Source organism: Limosilactobacillus antri DSM 16041, assembly GCF_000160835.1.
Taxonomy (GTDB): Bacteria; Bacillota; Bacilli; order Lactobacillales; family Lactobacillaceae; genus Limosilactobacillus; species Limosilactobacillus antri.
The window spans coordinates 203,236-224,457 of the sequence record NZ_GG700733.1; the positions used below are offsets into that span (position 1 = coordinate 203,236).

Annotated in this window: 25 protein-coding genes, 1 tRNA gene, 1 pseudogene and 2 riboswitches; of the genes and pseudogenes, 19 read left to right on the forward strand and 8 right to left on the reverse strand. The window is 54.1% G+C overall.

Translation table 11 applies throughout. The features are described from left to right. Positions 1–10: 10 nt before the first annotated feature. Together preA and HMPREF0494_RS04525 are read left to right on the forward strand one after the other, a co-directional pair. Positions 11–913: pseudogene (preA, locus tag HMPREF0494_RS04520) on the forward strand (NAD-dependent dihydropyrimidine dehydrogenase subunit PreA); the annotation flags it as partial. A gap of 23 nt (positions 914–936) precedes the next feature. Next, positions 937–1,803, forward strand: a complete 867-nt coding sequence (locus HMPREF0494_RS04525; protein WP_007123759.1) for a GRP family sugar transporter — start codon at positions 937–939, stop codon at positions 1,801–1,803. Between the two features lie 93 nt (positions 1,804–1,896). Here the strand turns inward: HMPREF0494_RS04525 and HMPREF0494_RS04530 are convergent, their stop codons facing one another. Continuing rightward, positions 1,897–4,431, reverse strand: a complete 2,535-nt coding sequence (locus HMPREF0494_RS04530) for a M1 family metallopeptidase (protein WP_007123760.1) — start codon at positions 4,429–4,431, stop codon at positions 1,897–1,899. A gap of 157 nt (positions 4,432–4,588) precedes the next feature. On the opposite strand from HMPREF0494_RS04530, the gene HMPREF0494_RS04535 reads away from it, so the two are divergent. The 8 genes from HMPREF0494_RS04535 (at position 4,589) to ribH (ending at position 9,994) form a co-directional block, all read left to right on the forward strand. After that, on the forward strand, positions 4,589–5,071 hold the full coding sequence (locus HMPREF0494_RS04535; protein ID WP_007123761.1) for an Rpn family recombination-promoting nuclease/putative transposase: 483 nt from the start codon (positions 4,589–4,591) through the stop codon (positions 5,069–5,071). A gap of 273 nt (positions 5,072–5,344) precedes the next feature. Next, positions 5,345–5,578 (forward strand): hypothetical protein, encoded by a 234-nt coding sequence (locus HMPREF0494_RS10970; RefSeq protein ID WP_225430197.1) that lies wholly within the window; start codon positions 5,345–5,347, stop codon positions 5,576–5,578. Between the two features lie 72 nt (positions 5,579–5,650). After that, a tRNA-Ser gene (locus HMPREF0494_RS04545) sits at positions 5,651–5,738 on the forward strand. Between the two features lie 175 nt (positions 5,739–5,913). Further along, complete coding sequence (locus HMPREF0494_RS04550) at positions 5,914–6,351, forward strand: hypothetical protein (RefSeq protein ID WP_007123763.1); 438 nt, start codon at positions 5,914–5,916, stop codon at positions 6,349–6,351. Between the two features lie 56 nt (positions 6,352–6,407). Beyond that, positions 6,408–6,550, forward strand: a riboswitch (FMN riboswitch). Between the two features lie 136 nt (positions 6,551–6,686). Then, positions 6,687–7,745, forward strand: a complete 1,059-nt coding sequence (ribD, locus tag HMPREF0494_RS04555) for a bifunctional diaminohydroxyphosphoribosylaminopyrimidine deaminase/5-amino-6-(5-phosphoribosylamino)uracil reductase RibD (protein WP_007123764.1) — start codon at positions 6,687–6,689, stop codon at positions 7,743–7,745. Next, positions 7,738–8,340: a riboflavin synthase gene (locus HMPREF0494_RS04560; RefSeq protein ID WP_007123765.1), complete on the forward strand. Its 603-nt coding sequence runs from the start codon at positions 7,738–7,740 to the stop codon at positions 8,338–8,340. Before ribD ends, HMPREF0494_RS04560 begins: the two co-directional genes overlap by 8 nt. A 3-nt stretch (positions 8,341–8,343) precedes the next feature. Continuing rightward, complete coding sequence (locus tag HMPREF0494_RS04565; protein WP_007123766.1) at positions 8,344–9,528, forward strand: bifunctional 3,4-dihydroxy-2-butanone-4-phosphate synthase/GTP cyclohydrolase II; 1,185 nt, start codon at positions 8,344–8,346, stop codon at positions 9,526–9,528. Position 9,529: 1 nt separating this feature from the next. After that, on the forward strand, positions 9,530–9,994 hold the full coding sequence (ribH, locus tag HMPREF0494_RS04570; RefSeq protein ID WP_007123767.1) for a 6,7-dimethyl-8-ribityllumazine synthase: 465 nt from the start codon (positions 9,530–9,532) through the stop codon (positions 9,992–9,994). A 158-nt stretch (positions 9,995–10,152) separates the two neighbouring features. On the opposite strand, the gene HMPREF0494_RS04575 is transcribed toward ribH, so the two are convergent. Both HMPREF0494_RS04575 and HMPREF0494_RS04580 read right to left on the reverse strand, forming a co-directional pair. After that, a complete protein-coding gene (locus HMPREF0494_RS04575; RefSeq protein WP_007123768.1) occupies positions 10,153–10,338 on the reverse strand; it encodes a hypothetical protein in 186 nt (61 codons plus the stop codon). 30 nt (positions 10,339–10,368) lie between these two features. Further along, a complete protein-coding gene (locus HMPREF0494_RS04580) occupies positions 10,369–10,647 on the reverse strand; it encodes a hypothetical protein (protein ID WP_007123769.1) in 279 nt (92 codons plus the stop codon). Between the two features lie 489 nt (positions 10,648–11,136). Between HMPREF0494_RS04580 and HMPREF0494_RS04585 the strand changes: the two genes are divergently transcribed. Continuing rightward, entirely contained in the window at positions 11,137–12,108 is a 972-nt protein-coding gene (locus HMPREF0494_RS04585) for a ketopantoate reductase family protein (RefSeq protein WP_040458796.1), read from the forward strand. Between the two features lie 129 nt (positions 12,109–12,237). On the opposite strand, the gene HMPREF0494_RS04590 is transcribed toward HMPREF0494_RS04585, so the two are convergent. Continuing rightward, positions 12,238–12,852: a sugar O-acetyltransferase gene (locus HMPREF0494_RS04590; protein ID WP_040458797.1), complete on the reverse strand. Its 615-nt coding sequence runs from the start codon at positions 12,850–12,852 to the stop codon at positions 12,238–12,240. Positions 12,853–13,159: 307 nt separating this feature from the next. Between HMPREF0494_RS04590 and HMPREF0494_RS04595 the strand changes: the two genes are divergently transcribed. Further along, positions 13,160–13,648 carry a GNAT family N-acetyltransferase gene (locus tag HMPREF0494_RS04595; protein ID WP_007123772.1) on the forward strand — a complete coding sequence of 163 codons (489 nt, stop codon included), beginning with the start codon at positions 13,160–13,162 and terminating at the stop codon, positions 13,646–13,648. Between the two features lie 2 nt (positions 13,649–13,650). Here HMPREF0494_RS04595 and HMPREF0494_RS04600 read toward each other — a convergent pair whose 3' ends face one another. From HMPREF0494_RS04600 to HMPREF0494_RS04610, 3 genes are all read right to left on the reverse strand, one after another. Further along, the gene (locus tag HMPREF0494_RS04600) at positions 13,651–13,992 is read right to left on the reverse strand and encodes a fluoride efflux transporter FluC (RefSeq protein WP_007123773.1); all 342 of its coding nucleotides are present in this window, start codon (positions 13,990–13,992) and stop codon (positions 13,651–13,653) included. A gap of 1 nt (position 13,993) precedes the next feature. After that, positions 13,994–14,359 (reverse strand): CrcB family protein, encoded by a 366-nt coding sequence (locus HMPREF0494_RS04605; RefSeq protein WP_007123774.1) that lies wholly within the window; start codon positions 14,357–14,359, stop codon positions 13,994–13,996. Positions 14,360–14,440: 81 nt separating this feature from the next. Beyond that, positions 14,441–14,507: riboswitch (Fluoride riboswitch) on the reverse strand. A 45-nt stretch (positions 14,508–14,552) separates the two neighbouring features. Continuing rightward, a complete protein-coding gene (locus HMPREF0494_RS04610; protein WP_007123775.1) occupies positions 14,553–15,194 on the reverse strand; it encodes an NAD(P)H-binding protein in 642 nt (213 codons plus the stop codon). 146 nt (positions 15,195–15,340) lie between these two features. Here HMPREF0494_RS04610 and HMPREF0494_RS04615 point away from each other — a divergent pair, with 146 nt between their 5' ends. Both HMPREF0494_RS04615 and HMPREF0494_RS04620 read left to right on the forward strand, forming a co-directional pair. Continuing rightward, positions 15,341–15,664: a type II toxin-antitoxin system RelE/ParE family toxin gene (locus tag HMPREF0494_RS04615; protein ID WP_007123776.1), complete on the forward strand. Its 324-nt coding sequence runs from the start codon at positions 15,341–15,343 to the stop codon at positions 15,662–15,664. 13 nt (positions 15,665–15,677) lie between these two features. Further along, entirely contained in the window at positions 15,678–16,013 is a 336-nt protein-coding gene (locus HMPREF0494_RS04620) for a HigA family addiction module antitoxin (RefSeq protein WP_040458798.1), read from the forward strand. 181 nt (positions 16,014–16,194) lie between these two features. On the opposite strand, the gene HMPREF0494_RS04625 is transcribed toward HMPREF0494_RS04620, so the two are convergent. Further along, a complete protein-coding gene (locus HMPREF0494_RS04625; protein WP_007123778.1) occupies positions 16,195–16,905 on the reverse strand; it encodes a response regulator transcription factor in 711 nt (236 codons plus the stop codon). 118 nt (positions 16,906–17,023) lie between these two features. On the opposite strand from HMPREF0494_RS04625, the gene HMPREF0494_RS04630 reads away from it, so the two are divergent. From HMPREF0494_RS04630 to phoU, 5 genes are read left to right on the forward strand one after another with little or no spacing between them, the layout of a single operon-like run. Beyond that, positions 17,024–17,896 (forward strand): phosphate ABC transporter substrate-binding protein PstS family protein, encoded by an 873-nt coding sequence (locus HMPREF0494_RS04630; protein WP_007123779.1) that lies wholly within the window; start codon positions 17,024–17,026, stop codon positions 17,894–17,896. 3 nt (positions 17,897–17,899) lie between these two features. Then, a complete protein-coding gene (pstC, locus tag HMPREF0494_RS04635) occupies positions 17,900–18,799 on the forward strand; it encodes a phosphate ABC transporter permease subunit PstC (protein ID WP_007123780.1) in 900 nt (299 codons plus the stop codon). Then, positions 18,799–19,680 (forward strand): phosphate ABC transporter permease PstA, encoded by an 882-nt coding sequence (gene pstA / locus HMPREF0494_RS04640; protein ID WP_007123781.1) that lies wholly within the window; start codon positions 18,799–18,801, stop codon positions 19,678–19,680. The genes pstC and pstA overlap by 1 nt, the downstream gene beginning before the upstream one ends. Before the next feature lie 12 nt (positions 19,681–19,692). Continuing rightward, complete coding sequence (gene pstB, locus HMPREF0494_RS04645; protein ID WP_007123782.1) at positions 19,693–20,448, forward strand: phosphate ABC transporter ATP-binding protein PstB; 756 nt, start codon at positions 19,693–19,695, stop codon at positions 20,446–20,448. Positions 20,449–20,458: 10 nt separating this feature from the next. Beyond that, complete coding sequence (gene phoU / locus HMPREF0494_RS04650) at positions 20,459–21,163, forward strand: phosphate signaling complex protein PhoU (protein WP_007123783.1); 705 nt, start codon at positions 20,459–20,461, stop codon at positions 21,161–21,163. Positions 21,164–21,222: the final 59 nt, after the last annotated feature.

Here is a 21,222-nt window from a genome sequence, read left to right on the forward strand (position 1 = left end):
AACGGCAGCCGGAGCGGACATTATTGAGTTGAGTATGTCCTGCCCGCAGACGTCGAATGCTAAGATGGGGGCCGAAGTGGACGAGGATCCAGACCTCTGCCGGCAACTGACCGAAGCGGTCAAGCGGGGTTCGGACCTCCCGGTAATTGCCAAAATTTCTCCGAACTTGTCCTCCATGGTTCCGGCGGTTAAGGGTTGTTTGGCCGGCGGGGCTGACGGCTTTTCACTGATCGACACCGTTCGGTCAGTAACCGACGTGGACCTGGAAAAGAACGTGGCCCTGCCGAACATCAACGGCAAGTCCGCAGTCAGCGGGCTCTCCGGGAAGGCGGTTAAGCCGATCGCCCTCCACTTCCTGCAGGAATTACGGTCCGCCGCTGGACTTGAAAAGCTGCAGATCGCTGGGATTGGTGGAATTGAGACCTGGGAAGACGCTGCTGAGTACCTGCTGATGGGTGCCACGACCGTTCAGGTAACCACCGCCATCATGCAGTACGGCTACCGGATCGTTGATGACCTCAAAAACGGAATGATGCACTTCATGGAAGAAAAGGGCGTCGACCACCTGAGCGACCTGGTTGGCTTGGCGAATAAGAACGTGGTACCGACGAGCCAGCTTGACCGGGACTACAAGGTTTACCCAAAGATTGACTGGGACAAGTGCATTGGCTGCGGCCGCTGCTTTATCTCCTGCCAGGATGGGGCCCACCAGGCGATGGGCTGGGATGATGAAAAGCGGCTGCCAACCTTTGATAAGAGCAAGTGTGTCGGCTGTCAACTGTGTGCCCTGGTGTGCCCAGTCCACGCGATTAAGCTCGGCTTGGTTGAGATGAAGCCGGGCCGGAAGGGCGATCCGGATAAGATTGACGTTGGCTCACAACGACTCCCCCGTTATCACTCGGTGCAAAACTAGGGGATTGACTAGGGGGTAATCGGATGAGCTTAACTGGTTTAATTATTGCGTTAATTCCTGCACTAGGGTTTGGTTTTGAAATCATCAGTATGCAGCTGATTGGTGGGAGCTTCACCAACAAGTGCATGGGGATGGGCTTGACCACCCTCTTTGCGGGCCTGGTGGTTTACTTTGTCCGGATGCCGGTATTGTCACCCCGCCAGATTATTGGGGCGACCATTTGCGGGGCGGGAGAAGCCCTCGGGCTGATTTTCCAGGTTAAGAGTTTGGACCTGGTTGGCGCAACCATGACGATGCCGATTTCAATCGGTGAGCAGTTAATCGGGAATAACCTGATCGGGGCAATCTTCTTCGGCGAATGGGCCACCACTGGCAAATGGCTTTACGGAATCAGCGCGATTGTCGTAATTATCGTTGGAATCTGCCTGACTTCTTACCACGAACAGAAGAGCAGGGGGGCCGACGTTAAGAAGGGGAACCTCCTCCTGCTGATTTCTTCGCTGGGCTTTATTGCTTACGGCTCAGCACCGAACGCCTTTCACCTGACCGGCTGGGATGTTTTGCCACCGGAAGCGGTCGCTATTTTCATCACCTACGTTATCGTGGGTTCGATGCAAAAAGACGACCACAATCAGATGTGGGATCAGTACACCTGGAAGAATATGCTTACCGGTGCCTGCGATGTGATTGCCAACTTTACGCTGATTTTCTCGATTGCAATCAACGGGGAATCAGTCGGTTACACGTTCTCACAGATGAGTGTAATTATCTCCACGCTGGGTGGCTTCTTCATCCTGCACGAAGCACGGACCAGGAAGGAGACTAAGCTGACGATTCTCGGCTTGGTCCTGGTTGTAATCGGGGCCATCTTGATTGGGAAGACGCTCTAAGTAATGATTGGATGCTAATTGGAATTTAAAATACGAATCCCCCGTGGATTGACGCTACAATGGCGCCTGCCACGGGGGATTTTTAATCGTTTATTAAATTACCTTAGCAACCGCGGCATTAACCGCTGCTTGTTCTTTTTCGACCAGGGTGACCTTGCTCTCGATAATCCGGATGTCCATCTTGATTTCCCGGGTCAGGCCTGGTGTGTCAATCTTTGGTTCAAAGAATTCCTTAAATTCGGCGAGGCGGGCCGGGGTGTGGAAGACTCCGGCGGAAACGGTGATGAAGCTGGCAAATTCCATGTCACCGCCGACCGTGTCTTCAAGCCACTGCCAGTCTTCCCGGAGCCAGGACCAGGCAGCTTCCTGGCCGGCGTTGTTCGCCAGGACACCCCGGTACCAGGCACGGAGGTCCTGCGGTTTGATGACGCTGGCGTCCTTGTAGTGACCGATGATCGTCTTAATCAGTTCTGGATCGGTTGTGGTCGGAATGGCCATCCGCAGGTCAGCCTTATAACTCGGGTCGGTCGTTTGCTGGTAAGCGGTCAGCAGCTGGTCGAAGAGTTCATGGCTGCCGAAATTCTGGACCTCATTTTTCAGAATCAGGCCCCGCACATCCGCGGACAGGCTGGCGAGTTGTTCCCGGTTGTCAACAAACAGCTGGTGGGCCGCCTTAATAGCTTCCTCGTTGTGGGAGTAGAGGGCCGCGTTGAGGACGTATGGCCGGGTGAGCTGGTCATCGTTGCTTTCGCCGGTCTTAGGCAGCCAGCCGAGCCGGGCTACCTGTCCCTGGCTGAGCTGGTTGAAGAAGCGTTTGAGCTGCTTTTCCTCTGCTGAACCCGGTGTCACGAACATCTTCAGGCTGTTGGCGATGTGGTAGAGTTCGGCGTTAACAATCGCGGAGTGGCTGTCGGCAAAGCGGGTCAGGAGCGGAATTAGGTCGGCGTAGGATACCTGTTGTCCCGCGGCCAGCAAACGGAGGTCTTGGAGCAATTGCCGCTGGCTGATGGCATCCAGTTGGTCGGCGTGGTCCAAGATGTCCTGGAGGAGCTGGTCGTCGTACTTGACGATGAAGTGGGAATTGTTGCCAACGTTGAGGCGGAATGGCTTTCCCGCGGCTTGGCGGAGTTCTTGGTAGTCGCCCAGGACAACTTCCTGATCGGCCATGATCTGCGGAGCGGCCGGGTAGTTGCTGTTGAGCGGAATTTGCCAGGTGCGCCCGGCGTCCTGGCCGTCCCCGATAAAGAATTGCCGCTGGCTGAGCACCAGCTGCCCCTGGTCATTCACCTTCGCTGTGACGACAGGGTAGCCGGGCTGTTCAAGCCAGGAGTGCATAATCTGGCCGATGTTGAGGCCGGAAGCGTCGCCGAGGGCCTGCCAGAGGTCATTTCCGGCGGCATTGTTGTACTGATGGGCAGCGAAGTAGTTCTTCAAACCTTCCCGGAGTGCTTGATCGCCAAGCAGCGCCCGCACCATCACCAGCATCCGCGATCCTTTAGCGTACACGATTGCCGGGTCGAAAATGGAGTCGATTTCGGCCGGGTTGTTAACCTCGACGTGGACCGGCTGGACCCCGTCCGTGGCGTCCCGTTGCAGCGCCATTGGAGCCTCGGAAGTCTGGAATAGTTTCCAGATTTTCCATTCGGGGTGGATGGCGTCGACGGCGACGTATTCCATCATGTTGGCAAAGCTTTCGTTGAGCCAGAGGTCATCCCACCACTTCATCGTGACCAGGTCGCCGAACCACTGGTGAGCCAGCTCGTGGGTGATGACGGTGGCAACCAGCTGTTTCATGTCGAGCGAGGTGTTGTCGGGATCCAACAGGAGGTAGGCTTCCCGGTAGGTGACCAGCCCCCAGTTCTCCATCGCCCCAGCGGAGAAGTCGGGCAGGGCCAGTTGCCAGGAGTGCGGCAGCGGGTACGGAGTTTGGTAGAAATCCTCGTAGAATTCGATTGCCCGCTTGGCAATCTCTAAGGCAAAGTCGAGTTCCTTTGGCTGGTGGGCCTTGGTTGCGAAGACGCCGACCCGAACGCCGGATTTGGTCTCGGTCAGCTTGCTCTGGAGTTCCCCAAAGGCAAAGGCGACCAGGTAGGTTGACATCCGAACGGTTTCGTCGAAGTAGTGGACGCCGTCTTTTTCGTGATTCTCCGGCATGTTGGCAATGATCGTTTCGCCAGGGTGTTCATCGAATTTGATTGCCAGGCTAAAGGTGGCCTTGGCGGCGGGCTCGTCGACGGACGGGAAGGCCTGGCGAGCGGCAGTAGTTTCAAATTGGGTGCCGATGACCTGCTTCTGTTCGCCGTCAACTTCGTAGTAGGATGGGTAGATCCCCATCATGGTGTCGGTTAGCGGGGCGGTGTAGTTGACACTCAGCTGGACGTCCCCGGCGGACGGGAGGGTGATTTCAACGGCCTCTTCATCATCCTTGACGGTGAAGGGGACCGGCTGCTTAGCTACCGTTACCGCGGTGATGTGGAGGTACTTTTGATTTAATTTAATTACGGGTTGGCTGGCGTGACCGTTAATCGTCGTCGTTCCCGCAATGGTCTTTTTCGCCCGGTTGATGTCGAGGTAGACATCATAATGGTCGGGCTGGAAAAGGTCATAGAGTCGTGTGTTTTCTGCCATAATCTTCACTTCTTTTATTAGGATAGGTCAATTATACCGCGTTGGGGAAGTTCGCAGTATTAAAAAGGCTAGGCTCCAACCCTCACCAATTATTTTCGTTCAACTAAGTCAGTTATCCGTATTTATTAGTTAGGGCAATTAATATGAGGTGGAGAAGATGACCAGTGAAATTAGTATTCAGGATGACTTTGTCTTTGGCAGTGTGATGAGCAACAAGCGGCTTTGTCAGCAGTTGATCCAGCTGATTCTGCCTGAACTAAAGATTGACCGGATCGAATTTCCAACGGTTCAAAAGGCTGTGCAGGAAACCCAGTTCAGTCACGGGGTTCGCTTTGACGTGTACACCAAGGACCAGGACGGGGTGGTCTACGAGATTGATATGCAGGTCCGGCATACCCGCGGCTTACCGCAGCGGGTGCGTTACTACCAGGGGCGAATTGATAGTGAAATGATGAAGCACGGGCAGGAGTACGCAAGCCTGCGACGGTCTTACGTGATCTTTATCTGTCCGTTTGATCCGTTCAATTTAGGTCGGCACCGCTATGACTTCGCCAATTATTGCCAGCAGGATCAAACGTTGGCACTGGGGGACGGGCGAACGGCGATTTTCCTTAATACCAAGGAAGGGGCTGGGGATTAACTCAGTTTCTTCGCTATTTTAAAGATAAAAATGCGACAACGCAGTAGATAGCTGGCAGGTCAAACGCTGATAAATCAGCATTTGACCAACCTAGCTATCCTTGCGGAGGTGGGGCTACGAACTAGACAAGCTAGTTCTGCCCCACTCTCAAAAGACTTGCGCAACTTCCTCGATTACGTAGATAATAGGGATGTAGAGAACGATGAATACGTCGATGAACTAAGGGATTACATCCAGAATTTAAGTGAGAACACGGAATGGAGGAATGATTATATGGATAACAAGACTCACATGATGTTCCACGATGAAGATGTCCGTGAAGAAGGGATTGCAATTGGTGAAAAACGCGGTATCACTCTGGGTAAGCTAGAAGCAATCCGTGGGATGATTACTTTGATGCAAGATAATGGTTTATCAGAGGAAGAGTTGAAGCCCCAGATACAGCGCCAATTTTCCTTAACCACTGCCCAGATGCAGGAGCTATTCAAAAAGAGTGGCGGGTGCTGAGCCCGGCTGCCACCTGCACCAACAGCAATATGTTATAATTATGTTACTGGGTTAACCCAGTAACACAGCTTTGGAGAATTACTCAAGTGGCTGAAGAGGCGCCCCTGCTAAGGGTGTAGGTCGTGCAAACGGCGCGAGAGTTCGAATCTCTCATTCTCCGTTGGATGAAGGTCTTCCATTGGGAAGGCCTTTTTTAGCTGGCTGGAGGATTGCTGTCCCAATATCAAGATGTGTGCTCGATGAAAATCAGATTATAGCATTCTAATAAAGCCGTTGAATTCAATATTGATAGTTGATATATTTATAACTAATCTTGAGAGTTGGAGGAAACGAGGATGTTAAAGAAGAGCGGAATGGTTCTTTTGGCCTTGGCGTTTATACTAAATCTAAGTGCCTGCTTCTATTTATCGAGTAACTTTTTTACTTATTTGGCAGTGCAGGTCTACCTTGGAGCAGTTACATTTGTCATCGCGATGGGCTGCATATATTACCGCAAGAGCTTCAAAAAAGTGTGGCTGCCGATCGTACTATTGAGTGGGCTATTCTCATTGCTGAATGTCGTTGTCGGTGTTCTTACGGGCCATCAAGTCCAAGGGCTAGCAGAGCAGACAAGTAATGCGGACCTGCTGGTGAGTGCGGTACCGATGACGTCGCTATTCCAAATAGGACAGGTATTAATTGTTAGCTTTATTGAAATTGCTCTGCTGAGCTTTATAGCGCTGATTCTTTTTAACCGGATAGCAAATTTTAACTTGCCGAATGGCCGTTTCTGATAAAAACGCTTTACAAAAAGAAAGTGCACGTTTACACTAAAGATAAATTCAAACGCAATTTTCTTCGGGGCCGGGTGAAATTCCCAACCGACGGTGACAAGGCAACTTGAAGTCCGTGACCCGCTAGCCGACAGTGGCTAGCGGCTGAACCAGTGCGAGTCTGGTACCGACAGTATAGTCTGGATGGGAGAAGAAAACGCTGCAGATACTACCAGTTTAAAGATGGCCCCGGATAGCACGCTTGTTATCCGGGTTTTAATTTTTTAAACCAGGAGACCAGCAGAAAACGCCCCGTGAGAAATCGCGGGACGTTTTTTTGATGGGAAGGTGACGTGATGAATGATGAAACTTTGATGGAACGCGCAGTCGCGGCGGCCAAGCAGGCTGGAGCAGCCACCTGGCGGAATCCCCAGGTCGGCGCCGTGGTGGTCAAAAACGGTCACGTGCTGGCAACGGGCCATACCCAGCCCTATGGCGGTTCCCATGCGGAGCGGGATGCCCTCAGCCGGCTTGCCCCAGGACAGGCTGCCGGAGCGACCCTCTACGTAACTCTGGAACCCTGCAACCACTACGGCAAGCAGCCGCCCTGTACACAGCTGATTATTAACTCTGGGATCCGGCGGGTGGTGGTCGCCCAGCTCGACCCCCACGCCCTGGTCACCGGCAAGGGGGTTGCCAACCTGCGCCAGCACGGGATTGAAGTGGTCACCGGAGTCGGCGCCCAGCAGGCAGCGCAGGTCAACCCGCACTACGACTTCTTTTACCGTCACCACCGTCCCTGGGTGACCCTCAAACAGGCGCTAAGCCTCGATGGTCGGGTTAGCGCCGGGCCTGGGCAACGGACGGCAATTACCAACCAGGCGGTTTACCGGCGGGTCCACCAAGAACGGGCCGGCTTTCAGGGAATTGTCATCGGAAGCACGACGGCGATTGTGGACGACCCCACCCTGCTACCGAGCGTCCAGCTCGCCCACCTTCCAATCCGAATCGTTCTGGACCGGCGGGGCCGGTTGGCGGACTATCCTGACTTGCGGCTGTTCAACGATGGCTTAGCGCCAACCTGGGTGTTTACGGAGAACGCGGCCTTGCCTGACCGCCTCGGCCCGTGGGCCCGGGTCCTTGTTTTACCGGACTGTTCGGTACCGGCGGTCGTTCAAGTGCTGGCCGAAGAAGGCGTTCAATCATTGTATGTTGAGGGCGGACCAACGATTCAAAACGCCTTCGCCCGGGCTGGACTGGTGGAGGAGGTACTGACCTACCTTAGCCCGGTCATGCTTGGCCAGGAAGGAGTGCCGGGCTTTGCGCCACCAGAAACGTGGAAGTTTCAGGACCAGCAGCTAGAACTTTTAGGAAACAACGTCCGAATTGCGGAAAGGGAGCGACAAGATGTTTAGTGGATTAGTACAGGGAACCGGCAAAATTACGGAATTGCAACAGCGGGGTGAGACGATCGAACTGACGCTGGCGCCAACGAACGCGGCAATATTAACGGAACTGGCAATCGGGGACTCGGTCGCCGTTGACGGTACCTGCCTGACCGTGGTCACCAGAGACCAGCGGGCGTTTCGGGTGACCCTGATGCCCCAAACTTTTGAGAAGACGACCTTTCGGGAGCGGTACACCGGTGACCTGGTCAATTTGGAACGGTCGGTGCAGGTTGGCGACCGCCTGGAGGGCCACATTGTTACGGGGCACGTCGATGAGGTGACGCACGTGGTCGAGCGCCGGGTTAACGAAAACGCGATTGAGGTCCGCTTCGCACTCCCGCGGCGGCTCCGGGGACAGGTGGTTGCCCAGGGGAGCGTCGCCATTAACGGGGTCAGCCTGACGGTGATGGCGGTCGGTCCGGATTGGTTTTCCGTTGGTCTGATCCCGCATACTCAGACCGTGACCAACCTCGACCAGCTCCAGGAAGGGAGTTTGGTTAACTTGGAAACCGACATTTTAGGCAAGTACGTTGTTGCAAACTTGCAGAGAGGGGCGGAATAAACGATGGACGTTAAGAAAATACAAGCAGCGATTGAGCAGCTAAAACAGGGGGGGCTGGTCATTGTCATGGATGACCTTGACCGGGAAGCCGAAGGTGATTTGGTCGGCCTCGCTAGCAAGGCCACGCCCGCTAAGGTCAACTTCATGACCAAGCACGCCCGGGGGTTGATGTGTGTGCCAATGGCGCCCGCCGTGGCTGACCGGCTCGAACTGCGGCAGATGACGGTGGATAATACGGACCCGTTCGGCACGGCCTTTACGATTAGCGTCGACCATCATTCAACCACCACCGGGATTTCTGCCTTTGACCGCTGCCGAACAATCAGCCACCTGGCGGATCCGGCTTCCCGGAACGCTGATTTTTATAAGCCGGGGCATATCTTTCCACTAGTTGCCAAGTCCGGCGGGGTGCTGGAACGGAATGGTCACACCGAGGCGGCGGTCGACCTTGCCAAACTAGCAGAAGTCGAACCGGTGGCTTACATTTGTGAGATTCTCAAGGACAACGGTGAGATGGCCCGGTCGCCGGAGCTCCACGAAATGGCGGCCGAATACGGCTTGCCAATCATCACAATCAAGGACCTGCAGGAGTACCGGCGAAACCCGGTGAGTAGGCCGGTAGAGGAGGTCAAGCTGCCAAGCACATACGGCGACTTTCGTCTACGCCGGTTTGCCGGTGACAACCTGGCCCTCATCAAGGGTGACCTCGCTGGTGACGAACCGGTCCTGGTCCGCCTGCATTCGGAGTGCTTTACCGGGGATGTTCTGGGGTCGCTCCGCTGTGACTGCGGTCCCCAGCTCCACGCGGCAATGGAGCGGATCAGCGCGGCGGGTCGCGGTGTAGTCCTCTACCTGCGTCAGGAGGGGCGGGGAATCGGCCTGGAGAACAAGCTTCGGGCTTACCGTCTCCAGGAGCAGGGCTACGATACCGTGGAGGCGAATGAGCAGCTCGGCTTCCGGCCCGATGAACGCCAGTACGACCTGGCCGCAAAGATGCTCAAGCAGCTCGGGGTTCGCCGGGTGGCCCTCTTGACCAATAACCCGGATAAGATCAGCCAGTTACGGCTCGACGGGATTGAAATTGCCCGGCGGGTCCCGCTGGAAATCCAGCCCAACCGGTATGACCGGCGTTACCTGGCGACAAAGAAGGAAAAATTTCACCACTTATTAACATTGGAGGCGGATTAAGATGAATGAATACCAAGGAAAATTTGACCAAACGAACCTGCGAATCGCAATTGTAGTGGGGGATTTTAATTCGACGGTGACTAGCCAGCTGGTGGCTGGGGCGGTTGGCACTCTGGAAAAGTTTGGCCTGGCAAGCGACCACATCGATGTCTACCACGTGCCGGGGGCCTTTGAGATTCCCTTCGCGGCCAAGCGCCTGGTGGCAACTGACCGCTACGACGGCGTGATGACCCTCGGGGCCGTAATCAAGGGCGGCACCGACCACTATGACTTGATTTGCCAAAGCGTTACCAAGGGGATTATGGAACTCAACCTGCAGGGAAAGGTGCCGGTGACCTTTGGAATTCTGACCACCGACAACATCGACCAGGCCCTGCAACGGTCCGGCCTCAAGATGGGCAACGAGGGCAGCAGTACCGCCCAGAGCCTGCTGGAGATGATTTCCCTGGCGCGGCAGATTGGGTAAAAGAAATCCGCCTACCTGGTTATTGCAGCCAAGTAGGCGGATTTCTCATTTAAAACAGGACCACTAAAGCGGCAAGGGCAAGGCCACTAAGATTAAGTAGGCGATTCGCTTCCATAACGGCCATTTTTTATCTTTTAGGACGTCATCAAACATTCTGCTCACTCCTTTTTCATAGCAGTGACTATTAATATCCCAGCATTGACCACCATGAGAAAAATATATGAGTAAAATACCCATCCAGGTGCGGTATCCCAATATCTATCAAAGATTGCCAAGCCAATCAGGAAGAGGGCATTTAGTGATGAACAGATTGCGATGACGGAACTGCGGTTATTTGCTTTCATTTAGTCCACCTTTCGCTTCTAGCCGCACTGCTACTTTGGTGCTAGCTTGCGTTTTTCACGATTGTATCCTTCGACAAAATTTTTAACTTCCGTCAGTCGTTTCAGCGTGAGCAAGTTTGCAATCTTAACTAATAGCAGAGGGTAGAATTTAAACCTTGCCCCATTTTGGAAATCCCGCCGCGCTTGTTGCTGCCCCATCCGAAAATCGGAAGCCGGATTGGCCTGGTTGGCTTCGTAAGAATAGTTTTGGGTGAATTGCCCATCCTCATAATTCTGTTTTACGTAATCATGGAGTTGCTTTAATCGCATTTTAATCACCTTAACTGGAATTTTAATATTATGATAGCAAATAGATGGGAAATAGCAAATTGAATTTTGCAACAAAATGCAACGACTGTATTAAGCTTCAACCCCTCAACATAATAAAATCAAAAAATTATAATAAAATGCTTGAAATTTAATCAGGCTTTAATTAAAATACTATCAACAATTAAATCTAGCAAAAAATACTGGTAGTAATGTAGTACTTGTCTAGTGGTGTCACAGAGAGCGCTGGTGGTGAGAAGGCGCGATGACTATTCAACGAAAGATTATTACTTAAGCAGCTGCTTCTTGAGGCGGCTTGGTAGCACCCATTACCGTGCAGCGTATCGCAATTGTTTGCCGTACGTGATGAGGATCCAGCTGTGAAGCTGGATTGAAGTTAGGTGGTACCACGAGTTAATCGTCCTTTATTCGAGATGAATAGAGGGCGATTTTTTTGTTAGAGCATTTACATTAAAAAGGAGCGTGTTGATGATGAAGTATGGAATTATTGGTGCAGGGGCAATGGGTGTGCGTTTTGGGGCAATGATGCAGGAAAATGCCGGGATTGATGTGGATTACATTGAAACCTGGGAACCCAATATCGAACGAATCAAGGAACAGGGCGGGGTGTCAATTGCCCGGGACCACCAAAACCGTCATATCATCCCCGTTAACATTTACCAACCGGAAGAATATCATGGTCATCCGAACGTCTGGATCATCTTCAAAAAGCAAATGCAATTGGCAGAGGAACTGGAACGGGACAGCCAGGCCGGTATCTTCCATTCGGACCAGTACGTCTTCTCGGCAATGAACGGGATGGGGCACTTTGAAAAAATTACCAAGTACTTTCCGGCCGACCACATCATCTGCGGGACCGCAATGATTGCGACCCGGATGGATGCGCCGGGGGACGTCGACTTTATGGGGCCAGTGGGTTCTGAACAGATGCACATGGCCCGGTACAATAACGAGCGACCGGATGCCATCGTCCAACAGGTCTTTGACGATTTCGCCAAGGCCGACCTGGGGCCGATTTTCGCGGACGAGTGGAAGGGGATGTGCATGTCCAAGGTTGTTTTCAATGCCGTCTGCAACACCCTTTGCACCATGTTTGAAATTCAGATGGGGCAGTTTATCGTCTATGATGGTGTGAAGGAAATGGCCCGCCAGCTTTTTGACGAAGCGTTCGATGCTTGCGAACGGGCCGGGATTTACCTGGTTGAGTCGCGGCAAGAGGAAACCGATTCGGTGATTTCAATCTCCAAGGCTTATAAGTACCACTACCCGTCGATGTACCAAGATTTCAGCAAGGGCCGGCCAACCGAAGTCGACTACATTAACGGCTACATTGCCAAACTGGGCCGGGAACATGACTATGTCTGCAAGACGCACGAGTTTGTCGTCCACGAAGTCCACCTGGCAGAAACCATGCGGCAGTTTAAGCAGTCAGCGCAGGCTTAGTGGATGTGGGTTTGATTGTGTATAAAAAAATAAAACGTTTGGAATTTGAGGAGAACTATTCCAAACGTTTTTTAGAATATTAGTGTTCAGTATGGCTGCTGGTAGCTTTCCAACACCTTTACGATTTCCCTATTTCAACAACCCCGGGTCAATCTCCAGCTGTCCATGGTAGTACTTCCGGTCGTGGGCGCTGATTTTGCGCAGGACCCTGGCGGGAGTACCAACGGCGACCATATTGGCGGGGATGTCCTTGGTAACCACTGCCCCCGCACCAATGACGCTGTTATCACCGATTGTCACCCCAGGAACCACGATCACGCCAGCGCCGAGCCAGCAGTTCTTACCGATGCGAATCGGCAGGTTGTATTGGTAGCCGCGTTCGCGCAGTTCTGGCAGGATCGGGTGCCCAGCGGAGGCGAGGGTCACGTTAGGACCCATCATGGTGTGGTCGCCGATGTAAACGTAGGTGTCATCGACAATCGTCAGGTTAAAGTTGGCGTAGACGTGGGCGCCCAGTTCCACGTGCCTGCCGCCCCAGTTGGCGTGGAAGGGCGGCTCGATGTAGGAACCTTCGCCGACCTTGGCAAACATCTTGGCCAGCAACTCCTGCCGCTTGGTCGTTTCGGTCGGTAGGGTGGCGTTGTATTCGTACATCGGCAGCATGGCCTGAGTTTGTTCAGCGAGAATTTGCGGGTCCTCCGGGTCGTAAATGTTACCGGAGTGCAGTTTATTATCAATCTCCATCATAAAACCTCCGTAAGCGTTTTCTATTAGTTTACCATTTACTAGGGTACCGAGAGTGGGAAACAACCTCCTCGACAAGGCGTATGGCTAACCTAGAACGATAGTTGGCACGGTACGGGCCGGCTATCGTTCGTAGTTATACACTAGCCTTGTGGTTGTTTTCCACGTTATCTTTGTAATAGTTAAGAACTAGCAAGAGGCTGGTGAGAAAACAATGGTTTTCTCCCAGCCTCCCAAATTCGTTCAAACTGTAAGCCCGATTTGCGGTATGATGGCAGTTAATTAGTACAAGAAAGCAGGTTTTGTCATGAAATTTCGCCAAGCAACGCATTCGGATTTGCCCCGCATCGTGGAAATTTACAACCAGATTATCCCGTCCCGGCTGGCCACCGCGGACCTGGAACCGGTCATCGTGGCCGACCGCGAAGGCTGGTTGGCGTCGTTTACGGCGACTCACCCTCTCTGGGTAATGGAGCAGGACGACCAAATTGTTGGTTGGGTGGGGTTGGAACCCTTCTACGGTCGTCCCGCCTACGAACACACGGCCGAGATCAGCATTTACATTGACCAGGCGGTCCGCCACCAAGGCGTGGGGCACCAGGCCCTGCAATTCGTGATTGCTCAGCTGCCGCAGCTCGGGATCACCGCCATTGTGGCCTACATCTTCGGGCATAACCAGCCGAGCCTCAAGCTCTTCCGCCACTTCGGCTTTACGGAGTGGGGCAGCCTGCCGCGGGTCGCGGAATTAGATGGTGTCCAACGGGACCTCGAAATTCTGGGCCGGCGCTTCGATTAAATTTACCAGCGACCCAGCCCGATTGCGGCCGCCAGGAGACCACCAATTAGTGAAAGGCCGGCGTAACTAACTGCTGCCCACCAGCGGCGGCTATTAATAAGGGTCAGCAATTCGACGTTGTAGGTCGAAAAAGTGGTATACCCGCCTAAAACGCCGGGGCCCAGAAAGGTCATTAGCAAACTATTGTTAGCGAGGTAATGCGTTGCCAAGCCGAGCATGAAAGCGCCCGTTAAGTTAATTAGCAGGGTAGTGAGGGGCCAGTTCCAAGCTGTTTTTTTACCAGTCAGGGTCAACAAGTAGCGTAAAATGGCACCAAGCGCGGCGCCAGAACTAGTTAATAACATCTTAGGGCCTCCTTAAGTAGCGGGCCAACCAGGCACCGAGTCCGGCCGCGAGCAACCCGCCAAGACTGCTGACGATGAAGTAGAGGCCGGCTTGCAAGGGACGGGCCTGCCAGAGCTGGATGGTGGTAACCGTGAAGGTCGAGAAGGTGGTCAGGGCACCGATTAGTCCAGTACCGAGGCCCAGGGAGAGCCAGTCGGCGACCAGATTGCGTTCAATGACGGCGTAGGTGAGCAGGGCCAGCAAAAAGGCGCCAATTAGGTTGCAGCCCAAGATTCCCACCAGGCCCCAGTGACCATTGACAAGGTAGCGGAGCAATCCGCCCGCAAAGGCAAACAGCCCCACGATAATGACTTTTCTTATCTTCATCACAATTCTCCATTCTAAATGGTGACCACAAAAAAACGCCCCTCACAGGAATTGCTGTAAGGGACGCACACCCGTCCCCTTGCAGAGACAGGTGTCATCAACCGGCGCTGACCGGTGGTTCATTGCGAACACCATCGCATTTAATCTGGTTTGTAGTTTAGCACTGGGGGCGCAATCAAGCAAGATGGGGCAATTAAACTTCTTTCACTGCCGCAGCAATTGGCGTATCGCCGCTCCGCATCAGGATGACCTTACTGATGGTGTTGTCGTTTGCCAGCACCGTGGCGAGGACCCGAGCAACGTCCGGGATCGGGTTGGTGGTGTCGTCACCCTCGCCAAAGGTCACCTTGCCGGTCGCCGCTTCCTCGGTCAGGGTCGCCGGCTGAACGATCGTGTAGTCCAGGTCAGTGTCGTGGACCAGGTAGTTGTCAGCGAAGAATTTGGCGATGTTGTAGTCGGTAATCGCCGCTAGAGCCGGGTAGTCAGCCCACTTTTCCGGCTGGAGGGCGTACATTGAGCTGAGCATAATGTAGCGCTTGATGCCCGCCCGTTCGGCAGCTTGCATGGTCTTAACCGCGCCCATGGCGTCGGTCTGCAGGAGGTCCCTGCCCCGGGAACCGGCGACGAAGTAGACAGCGTCGGTCCCGGCCATCAGGCTGGCAATTTTAGCAACGTCACCGTGGAGGTCGAGGGCGACCGGAGTAACACCCGCCAGCTCCACAATCTTTTCGGGATGGCGGGCGCCCGCGATGACCTCGTGACCGTCAGCAACCAGGTCTTTGATTAGGTCGGTCGCGACCCGGCCGGAACCGCCGGCAACAAATACTTTACTCATTGTGAATTCCTCCCTGTGAACTTATTCAATTATAGTTTAACTGATTGCTAGTTAGTTCGGAAGCAAAAGCAACTGATGCCACTAAAGGTAAGCTGTTATTCTTGCTCTTTAATACCAAATCGGTATAATAATAGTGGGGTGCCAATATGGAATACTTTGCGGAAACTAAAAAATTGACAAAGATTCTGAATGATCCAAAAGTGCTTTTGAAACATTATGGAAAATCTAGGGCGCGGCGAATTCAAGCACGTCTAGATGAATTCGATGCAGCCCAGACACTTGCTCACATACCATCAGATCCGCCGCCCAGATGCCACCTGCTAAAAGGAGAACTATCTGGCAAGTTCGCGGTTGATATTAGCGGCAACTATCGGATGGTATTTGAAGGCTACGATAAGAACGATGAATTATCAACAAACAGGGACCAGATTGTAACTATTCAGATAACCAGCATTGAAGATTATCATTAAGGAGCTGATTGTTATGCTACATCGTGAAAATAAAATTAGACAGTATCATACTAGTTCGGCTGCCGATTTATTAAAAGAAGTGATGGATCATTATGACATTACGCAAGCTGATTTGGCTGCACGTATCGGTGTTACCCAGAAAAACGTTTCTGATATTCTTAACCGTAAACGCTTTTTAACTGAGGTTCTTGCTCTTCGAATCGAAAAAGTAATGGGGATTTCCAGCCAGTTATTACTTTCGCTGGATTCCAACTATAAGTTAGCAGAGGCCAAAAAAGAAGGGAAACTTAGTAACAGTGAAAAACCGTCGCCAATCTTCCTTAAAAAATATAATTGGGTTACTGCTTAAAATATTATGACGCTAAATTAAAAATGCAGTCTTATTCTGGGATTAACCAAAGTAAGTCTGCATTTTTATTTTTAATTTAGCTGCGCTGAAGCATTTTTATCTTTAAAACAGCAAAGAGACTGAGTTAATTCCCAGCCTCAGCCGCCCTGATTATGCCTAACTAATCGGGGCGGTTTCTTTTTTATACAAACTTATAGCCAAAGCCCCGCACTGTCAGCAGGTGGGCGGGCTTGTGGGGGTCGTCCTCTAGCTTATCACGCAGGTGGCTGATGTGGATGTCGACGATCCGTGAACTCGCCAGGAGGTCGTAGCCCCAGACGCCGGAAACCAGCTGCTCGCGGCTGAGGACCTGGTTGTGGTGGTTGATTAAATAGGAGAGCAGTTGGAACTCCTTGGGGGTCAGTTCGACCGGCTGGCCGGCCTTCTTAACCGTGTAGTTGGCCTGGTCAATCGTCCAGTCGCTGGTGGCAATGACCGCAGTCGGCGCGGGTTCCCTTGGGGTGGTTGCCGTCGCGAATTTAACGTGGCGGTAGAGCCACAGCCGTTGACTGACCCGCGCCCGAAAGCCCCGCTCTTCAACCGGCAGGGGAATTACGTCATCGACCTGGGCGGAAAAGAGCTTGCGCTGAATCCGGTCGGTCAGTTCGGGAGCCAAGACCATAATCGGCCCGGTGAGCTGCTGGCGGATCAGGGTCATCGTAGCAATCGTCGTATCCAGGCTGACCTGGCTCAAGTCCCACCACACCCCGGCGACCGGGCGCTGCTCCAGGGCGACGACCAGGCCGGTCGGGGTGGTAATTTGGGTGAGCTGCCAGCGGGCTTTCTTGCAGCTAGCCGTTAATTGGTCCACGAGGTCCGCTGACCGGCTCATTAATAGAAATTCTTTTGCCATTCGGAAACGTTCTCCAATATTTACATAACTTTTACATTGCTTCAATTAAAAGTTTACAGCGGCTTGTTATTCTCTATTTGTATCATAGGAAATCCGGAATGACAACTAGGAGGCAATCATGCGGAGAATATTATTGGGAATCGTTCTGGCGGCATTTGTTGGCAGCCTCGGCGCTGGCTGGGTGGCCGCGAAACACCATCCCGCCCAGGAGAAGGTCACGATTGTCGGTTCGACGGCCCTGCAGCCATTGACGGAGGCGGTCGCGGCCCAGTACCGGCACAATCACCCGTCAACCAACATCACCGTTCAGGGCGGCGGCTCTGGCACCGGGTTGAGCCAGGTTCAAGCGGGCGCCGTCAACATCGGGTCCGCGGACATTTTCGCCAGCCAGCAGGACGGCATTGCCGCTGGCAAGCTCCGTGACAACATCGTGGCGGTGTCGGGAATTACCCCGATTGTCAACCCCAGACTAGGGGTCAAAAACTTAACCTTAGCGCAGCTTCGGCAGATCTTCACCGGGGAGGTCACCAACTGGCGCCAGGTCGGTGGGCCCGACTTGCCAATTACCGTCATCAACCGGGCGAGCGGCAGCGGGACCCGGGTCGCCTTTGAACAGGCGGTTCTCAAAAAGGGCACCCATGCGGTACGGGCCCAGGAACAGGACTCCAACGGGACGGTTAAGGAAATTGTCGCCAACACCCCCGGGGCGGTTTCCTACATTTCCTTTGCCTACCTCAACCAGACCGTCCGGCCGCTCAAGCTGAATGGCGTTGCCCCGACGGCCGCCAACGTCACGACCAACCGCTGGCCCATCTGGTCCTACGAGCACCTGTACACCCAGGCGCACCCCAGCCGGGCCACGAGCCAGTTTATTAAGTTTATGCAGACGGGAAAGGTCCAGGGCAGCCTGGTCAAAGACGCCAATTACGTCAGCATCCACGAGATGAAAGTGACCAAGTCGCCGACGGGTCAGGTAAGTGAAAGGAAGTAAGCCATGGATGAACTCAAAAAACAGCTAACGACCGCCTCCGCGGAGAGTCGGCAGGAGTGGCGGGGGAAACTCATCAGCTACCTGGCAATCGTAATTATCGGCGGCCTGGTTGCTACCATCCTGCTCTTCTTGACCAGTAAGGGCCTGGCGCTCTTTACCAAGGACGGATATTCCCTGGGCACGTTTCTGACCAGTAGCAATTGGCAGCCCAGCCACCACTTCTACGGCGCCTTGCCAATGATTGTTACTTCCTTTGCGGTCACGCTCCTGGCGGGGATTGTTGCCCTGCCGCTGGCGCTGGTCAGCGCGGTGGCAATTACGGAGATGCTGCCGAAGCGGGCCAACCAGTGGATCCAGCCGGTGATTGAACTGCTGGTCGGAGTGCCCTCGGTCGTCTATGGCTACGTCGGCCTAACCGTGATCGTGCCGCGCCTGGGCCAGCTCTTTGGCGGAACCGGCTTCGGGATTTTAGCCGCAACCTGCGTGCTCTTTCTGATGGTGCTGCCGACCATGACCTCGATGACGATTGATAACCTCCGCCGGGTGCCGAAAGAATACCGGTTGGCTTCCGCCGGCCTGGGGGCGACCCGCTGGCAGACGATTAGCCGGGTAGTGATTCCCAGTGCTAAGGGCGGGATCCTCACGGCAATGATCTTTGGAATGGCCCGGGCCTTTGGTGAGGCGCTGGCCGTGCAAATGGTAATCGGGAACGCGGCGGTCATGCCGGACGGGCTGATGTCTTCGGCCGCAACCCTGACCAGTGTCCTGACGACCGGAATCGGGAATACCGTCATGGGGACCACCTCCAACAACGCCCTCTGGTCACTGGCGTTAATTCTTTTGCTGATGTCGTTGGCGTTTAACCTCTTGCTTAGGTTGGCCGCCAGGAAAGGGGAGCACTAATGCGCGCAGAAAAAGTTGATAAAATTGCAACCACGGTCGTCTTAGCCTTGGCGGGGCTGACCGGGCTGGCAGTCGTTAGTTTCCTGGTCTACCTCCTGGTGGTCGGCCTGCCGAATGTTTCCTGGCACTTCCTCTTTTCACCGGCTGAATCATTTAAGAGTGGCGGGGGGATCCGTGACCAGCTGTTTAACTCCCTCTACCTGGTAGTGTTGACCATGCTGGTTTCCGTACCCCTGGCCCTCTGCGCGGCGATTTACCTGAGCGAGTACGCACCGCAAAACCGGCTGACCGCGCTTCTCCGCCTGGCAATCGAAGTGCTGAGTTCCCTGCCGTCGGTGGTGATTGGCCTCTTCGGCTACCTGGTCTTCGTGCTCCAGTTTGGCCTGGACTTTTCCCTGCTAGCCGGGGCGTTGGCGCTGACCATCTTGAACCTGCCCCTGTTGACGCGGTCCTGCGAGGACGCCCTTCGCCAGGTGCCGGCCCTGCAACGCCAGGCTGGCCTGGGACTGGGGATGTCGAAGTGGCGGGTGACCACGAAAATTGTCTTACCAGCGGCCCTGTCGGGAATTATCACCGGGGCGATCTTGAGTGCCGGCCGAATCTTTGGGGAAGCGGCGGCCCTGATTTACACCGCGGGCCAAAGCGCCCCAGCAATTAGCTATACCGACTGGAACCCCTTTAGCCCGACCAGCTTCCTCAACCCACTCCGCCCGGCAGAAACCCTGGCGGTCCACATTTGGAAGGTCAACAGCGAGGGCCTGGTTCCCGACGCCCGGGCCGTTTCTAACGGGTCCGCGGCGGTCTTGATTATTACTATTTTAGCGTTCAATTTACTCGCCCGCTTGGTCGGTTCCCTGATTAAGCGGCGGTTGGCAAAGTAAGGATGGGATCAAATGACAGAACAGGCAGCTTTAGAAGTTAAAAATTTGCACGTTGCTTATGGCGCCAAGCAAGTGGTCCAGGACGTCTCACTCAAGTTCCCGGCCCGCCAGATCACGGCGATGATCGGTGCGTCGGGATCGGGGAAGTCGACGGTCCTGCGGAGCCTTAACCGGATGAACGACGACCTGGCCACCGTGACCGGCACGATTAATTTTCACGGCCTCAACATCAACCAGCCGGATGTCAACGTTTACCGGGTCCGCCAGCGGATTGGGATGGTCTTTCAGCAGCCGACCCCCTTCCCACTGTCAATCTACGAGAACGTCATCTATGGCCTGCGTTTAGCCGGGGAACGTGATCGCCGGGTGCTGGACCAGCGGGTGGAGGAGAGCCTTCGCCAGGCCGCCCTGTGGGACGAAGTCAAGGACCAGCTGAAGGCGAGCGCACTGGCACTCTCCGGGGGCCAGCAGCAGCGGCTCTGCATCGCCCGAACGTTGGCGGTCCGGCCGGAAATCATTTTGATGGACGAGCCGACCAGTGCCCTCGACCCGGTTTCGACTTCGCAAATCGAAGAGACCCTAGTACAATTAAAGGAGCAGTTTACTATTATCATGGTGACCCACAACATGCAGCAGGCATCGCGGTCAGCAGACTGGACGGCCTTCATGCACCAGGGACGGCTGGTTGAATTTGGCCCGACTGCGCAAATTTTCATGAACCCGCAGGAAGAGCAAACGGCGGACTACCTCAGCGGTAAGTTCGGTTAGGAGGAAAACCATGGGAGCGATCTTTGATGATGAATTAAAACGGCTACGCGGTCGGTTTATGGAGATGGGGATTGACGCTAGCGAACAGATTTACCAGGCGACCAAGGCCTTTACCGAGAAGGATGCCCAGTTGGCCCAGCAGGTACTGGACACCGACCACCAGCTGAACGATGAGGAAATCCAGCTGGAAAAGCAGGCCCTCAAACTGATGGCCCTCCAACAGCCGGTAGCGACGGACTTCCGCAAGATTATTTCCATCTTAAAGGCCAGTTCGGACGTCGAACGGTTGGGGGATTACGCAGCCCATATCGCCCGGGCTGGTATTCGCCTCAGCGCGGCCGACGATGACGAGCAAGTTGAGCAGCAGATTGAAAAAATGATGATGATTGTCCGCCAGATGCTGGAAAAGGTGATGGACGCCTACGTCTATACCGATGAACAAAAGGCCTACGAGGTTGCCAACGAGGACCTGCAGGTCGACTTAATCTACGTCCAGCAGCAGGACGCGATCATGGACGCGCTGGTCAAGTCACGGGAGGACGTTAAGAGTTACGGCACCTACCTGTCGGTGATCCGTTACCTGGAACGGGCCGGGGACCACATCGTCAACCTGGCGGAGTGGATTATTTACAGTGGTTCGGGCAAGCTCGTGGAATTGAACCCGGGCAAGGCCGACCCCGAGATGGTCAAGCGAAAGCTGGCCAAGGGAGAATAGCAAAGGATGGGCTGGCAGCGGTGGATCCGCGGCTAGCCTTTTTAGACCAGTTAATTCCT

Excerpts from the sequence above, each read along its gene's own strand:
- HMPREF0494_RS04535 (WP_007123761.1), top strand. The coding sequence starts at position 4,589 with ATGACCAGTGAAATTAGTATTCAGGATGACTTTGTCTTTGGCAGTGTG.
- HMPREF0494_RS04630 (WP_007123779.1), top strand. The coding sequence starts at position 17,024 with ATGCGGAGAATATTATTGGGAATCGTTCTGGCGGCATTTGTTGGCAGC.
- HMPREF0494_RS04560 (WP_007123765.1), top strand. The coding sequence starts at position 7,738 with ATGTTTAGTGGATTAGTACAGGGAACCGGCAAAATTACGGAATTGCAA.
- HMPREF0494_RS04525 (WP_007123759.1), top strand. The coding sequence starts at position 937 with ATGAGCTTAACTGGTTTAATTATTGCGTTAATTCCTGCACTAGGGTTT.
- HMPREF0494_RS04585 (WP_040458796.1), top strand. The coding sequence starts at position 11,137 with ATGAAGTATGGAATTATTGGTGCAGGGGCAATGGGTGTGCGTTTTGGG.
- HMPREF0494_RS04590 (WP_040458797.1), bottom strand. The coding sequence starts at position 12,852 with ATGGAGATTGATAATAAACTGCACTCCGGTAACATTTACGACCCGGAG.
- HMPREF0494_RS04600 (WP_007123773.1), bottom strand. The coding sequence starts at position 13,992 with ATGTTATTAACTAGTTCTGGCGCCGCGCTTGGTGCCATTTTACGCTAC.
- pstC (WP_007123780.1), top strand. The coding sequence starts at position 17,900 with ATGGATGAACTCAAAAAACAGCTAACGACCGCCTCCGCGGAGAGTCGG.
- HMPREF0494_RS04625 (WP_007123778.1), bottom strand. The coding sequence starts at position 16,905 with ATGGCAAAAGAATTTCTATTAATGAGCCGGTCAGCGGACCTCGTGGAC.
- HMPREF0494_RS04575 (WP_007123768.1), bottom strand. The coding sequence starts at position 10,338 with ATGAAAGCAAATAACCGCAGTTCCGTCATCGCAATCTGTTCATCACTA.
- HMPREF0494_RS04550 (WP_007123763.1), top strand. The coding sequence starts at position 5,914 with ATGTTAAAGAAGAGCGGAATGGTTCTTTTGGCCTTGGCGTTTATACTA.
- HMPREF0494_RS04595 (WP_007123772.1), top strand. The coding sequence starts at position 13,160 with ATGAAATTTCGCCAAGCAACGCATTCGGATTTGCCCCGCATCGTGGAA.
- pstB (WP_007123782.1), top strand. The coding sequence starts at position 19,693 with ATGACAGAACAGGCAGCTTTAGAAGTTAAAAATTTGCACGTTGCTTAT.
- ribH (WP_007123767.1), top strand. The coding sequence starts at position 9,530 with ATGAATGAATACCAAGGAAAATTTGACCAAACGAACCTGCGAATCGCA.
- HMPREF0494_RS04580 (WP_007123769.1), bottom strand. The coding sequence starts at position 10,647 with ATGCGATTAAAGCAACTCCATGATTACGTAAAACAGAATTATGAGGAT.
- HMPREF0494_RS10970 (WP_225430197.1), top strand. The coding sequence starts at position 5,345 with ATGGATAACAAGACTCACATGATGTTCCACGATGAAGATGTCCGTGAA.
- HMPREF0494_RS04610 (WP_007123775.1), bottom strand. The coding sequence starts at position 15,194 with ATGAGTAAAGTATTTGTTGCCGGCGGTTCCGGCCGGGTCGCGACCGAC.
- HMPREF0494_RS04530 (WP_007123760.1), bottom strand. The coding sequence starts at position 4,431 with ATGGCAGAAAACACACGACTCTATGACCTTTTCCAGCCCGACCATTAT.
- HMPREF0494_RS04605 (WP_007123774.1), bottom strand. The coding sequence starts at position 14,359 with ATGAAGATAAGAAAAGTCATTATCGTGGGGCTGTTTGCCTTTGCGGGC.
- HMPREF0494_RS04620 (WP_040458798.1), top strand. The coding sequence starts at position 15,678 with ATGCTACATCGTGAAAATAAAATTAGACAGTATCATACTAGTTCGGCT.
- pstA (WP_007123781.1), top strand. The coding sequence starts at position 18,799 with ATGCGCGCAGAAAAAGTTGATAAAATTGCAACCACGGTCGTCTTAGCC.
- ribD (WP_007123764.1), top strand. The coding sequence starts at position 6,687 with ATGAATGATGAAACTTTGATGGAACGCGCAGTCGCGGCGGCCAAGCAG.
- HMPREF0494_RS04615 (WP_007123776.1), top strand. The coding sequence starts at position 15,341 with ATGGAATACTTTGCGGAAACTAAAAAATTGACAAAGATTCTGAATGAT.
- phoU (WP_007123783.1), top strand. The coding sequence starts at position 20,459 with ATGGGAGCGATCTTTGATGATGAATTAAAACGGCTACGCGGTCGGTTT.
- HMPREF0494_RS04565 (WP_007123766.1), top strand. The coding sequence starts at position 8,344 with ATGGACGTTAAGAAAATACAAGCAGCGATTGAGCAGCTAAAACAGGGG.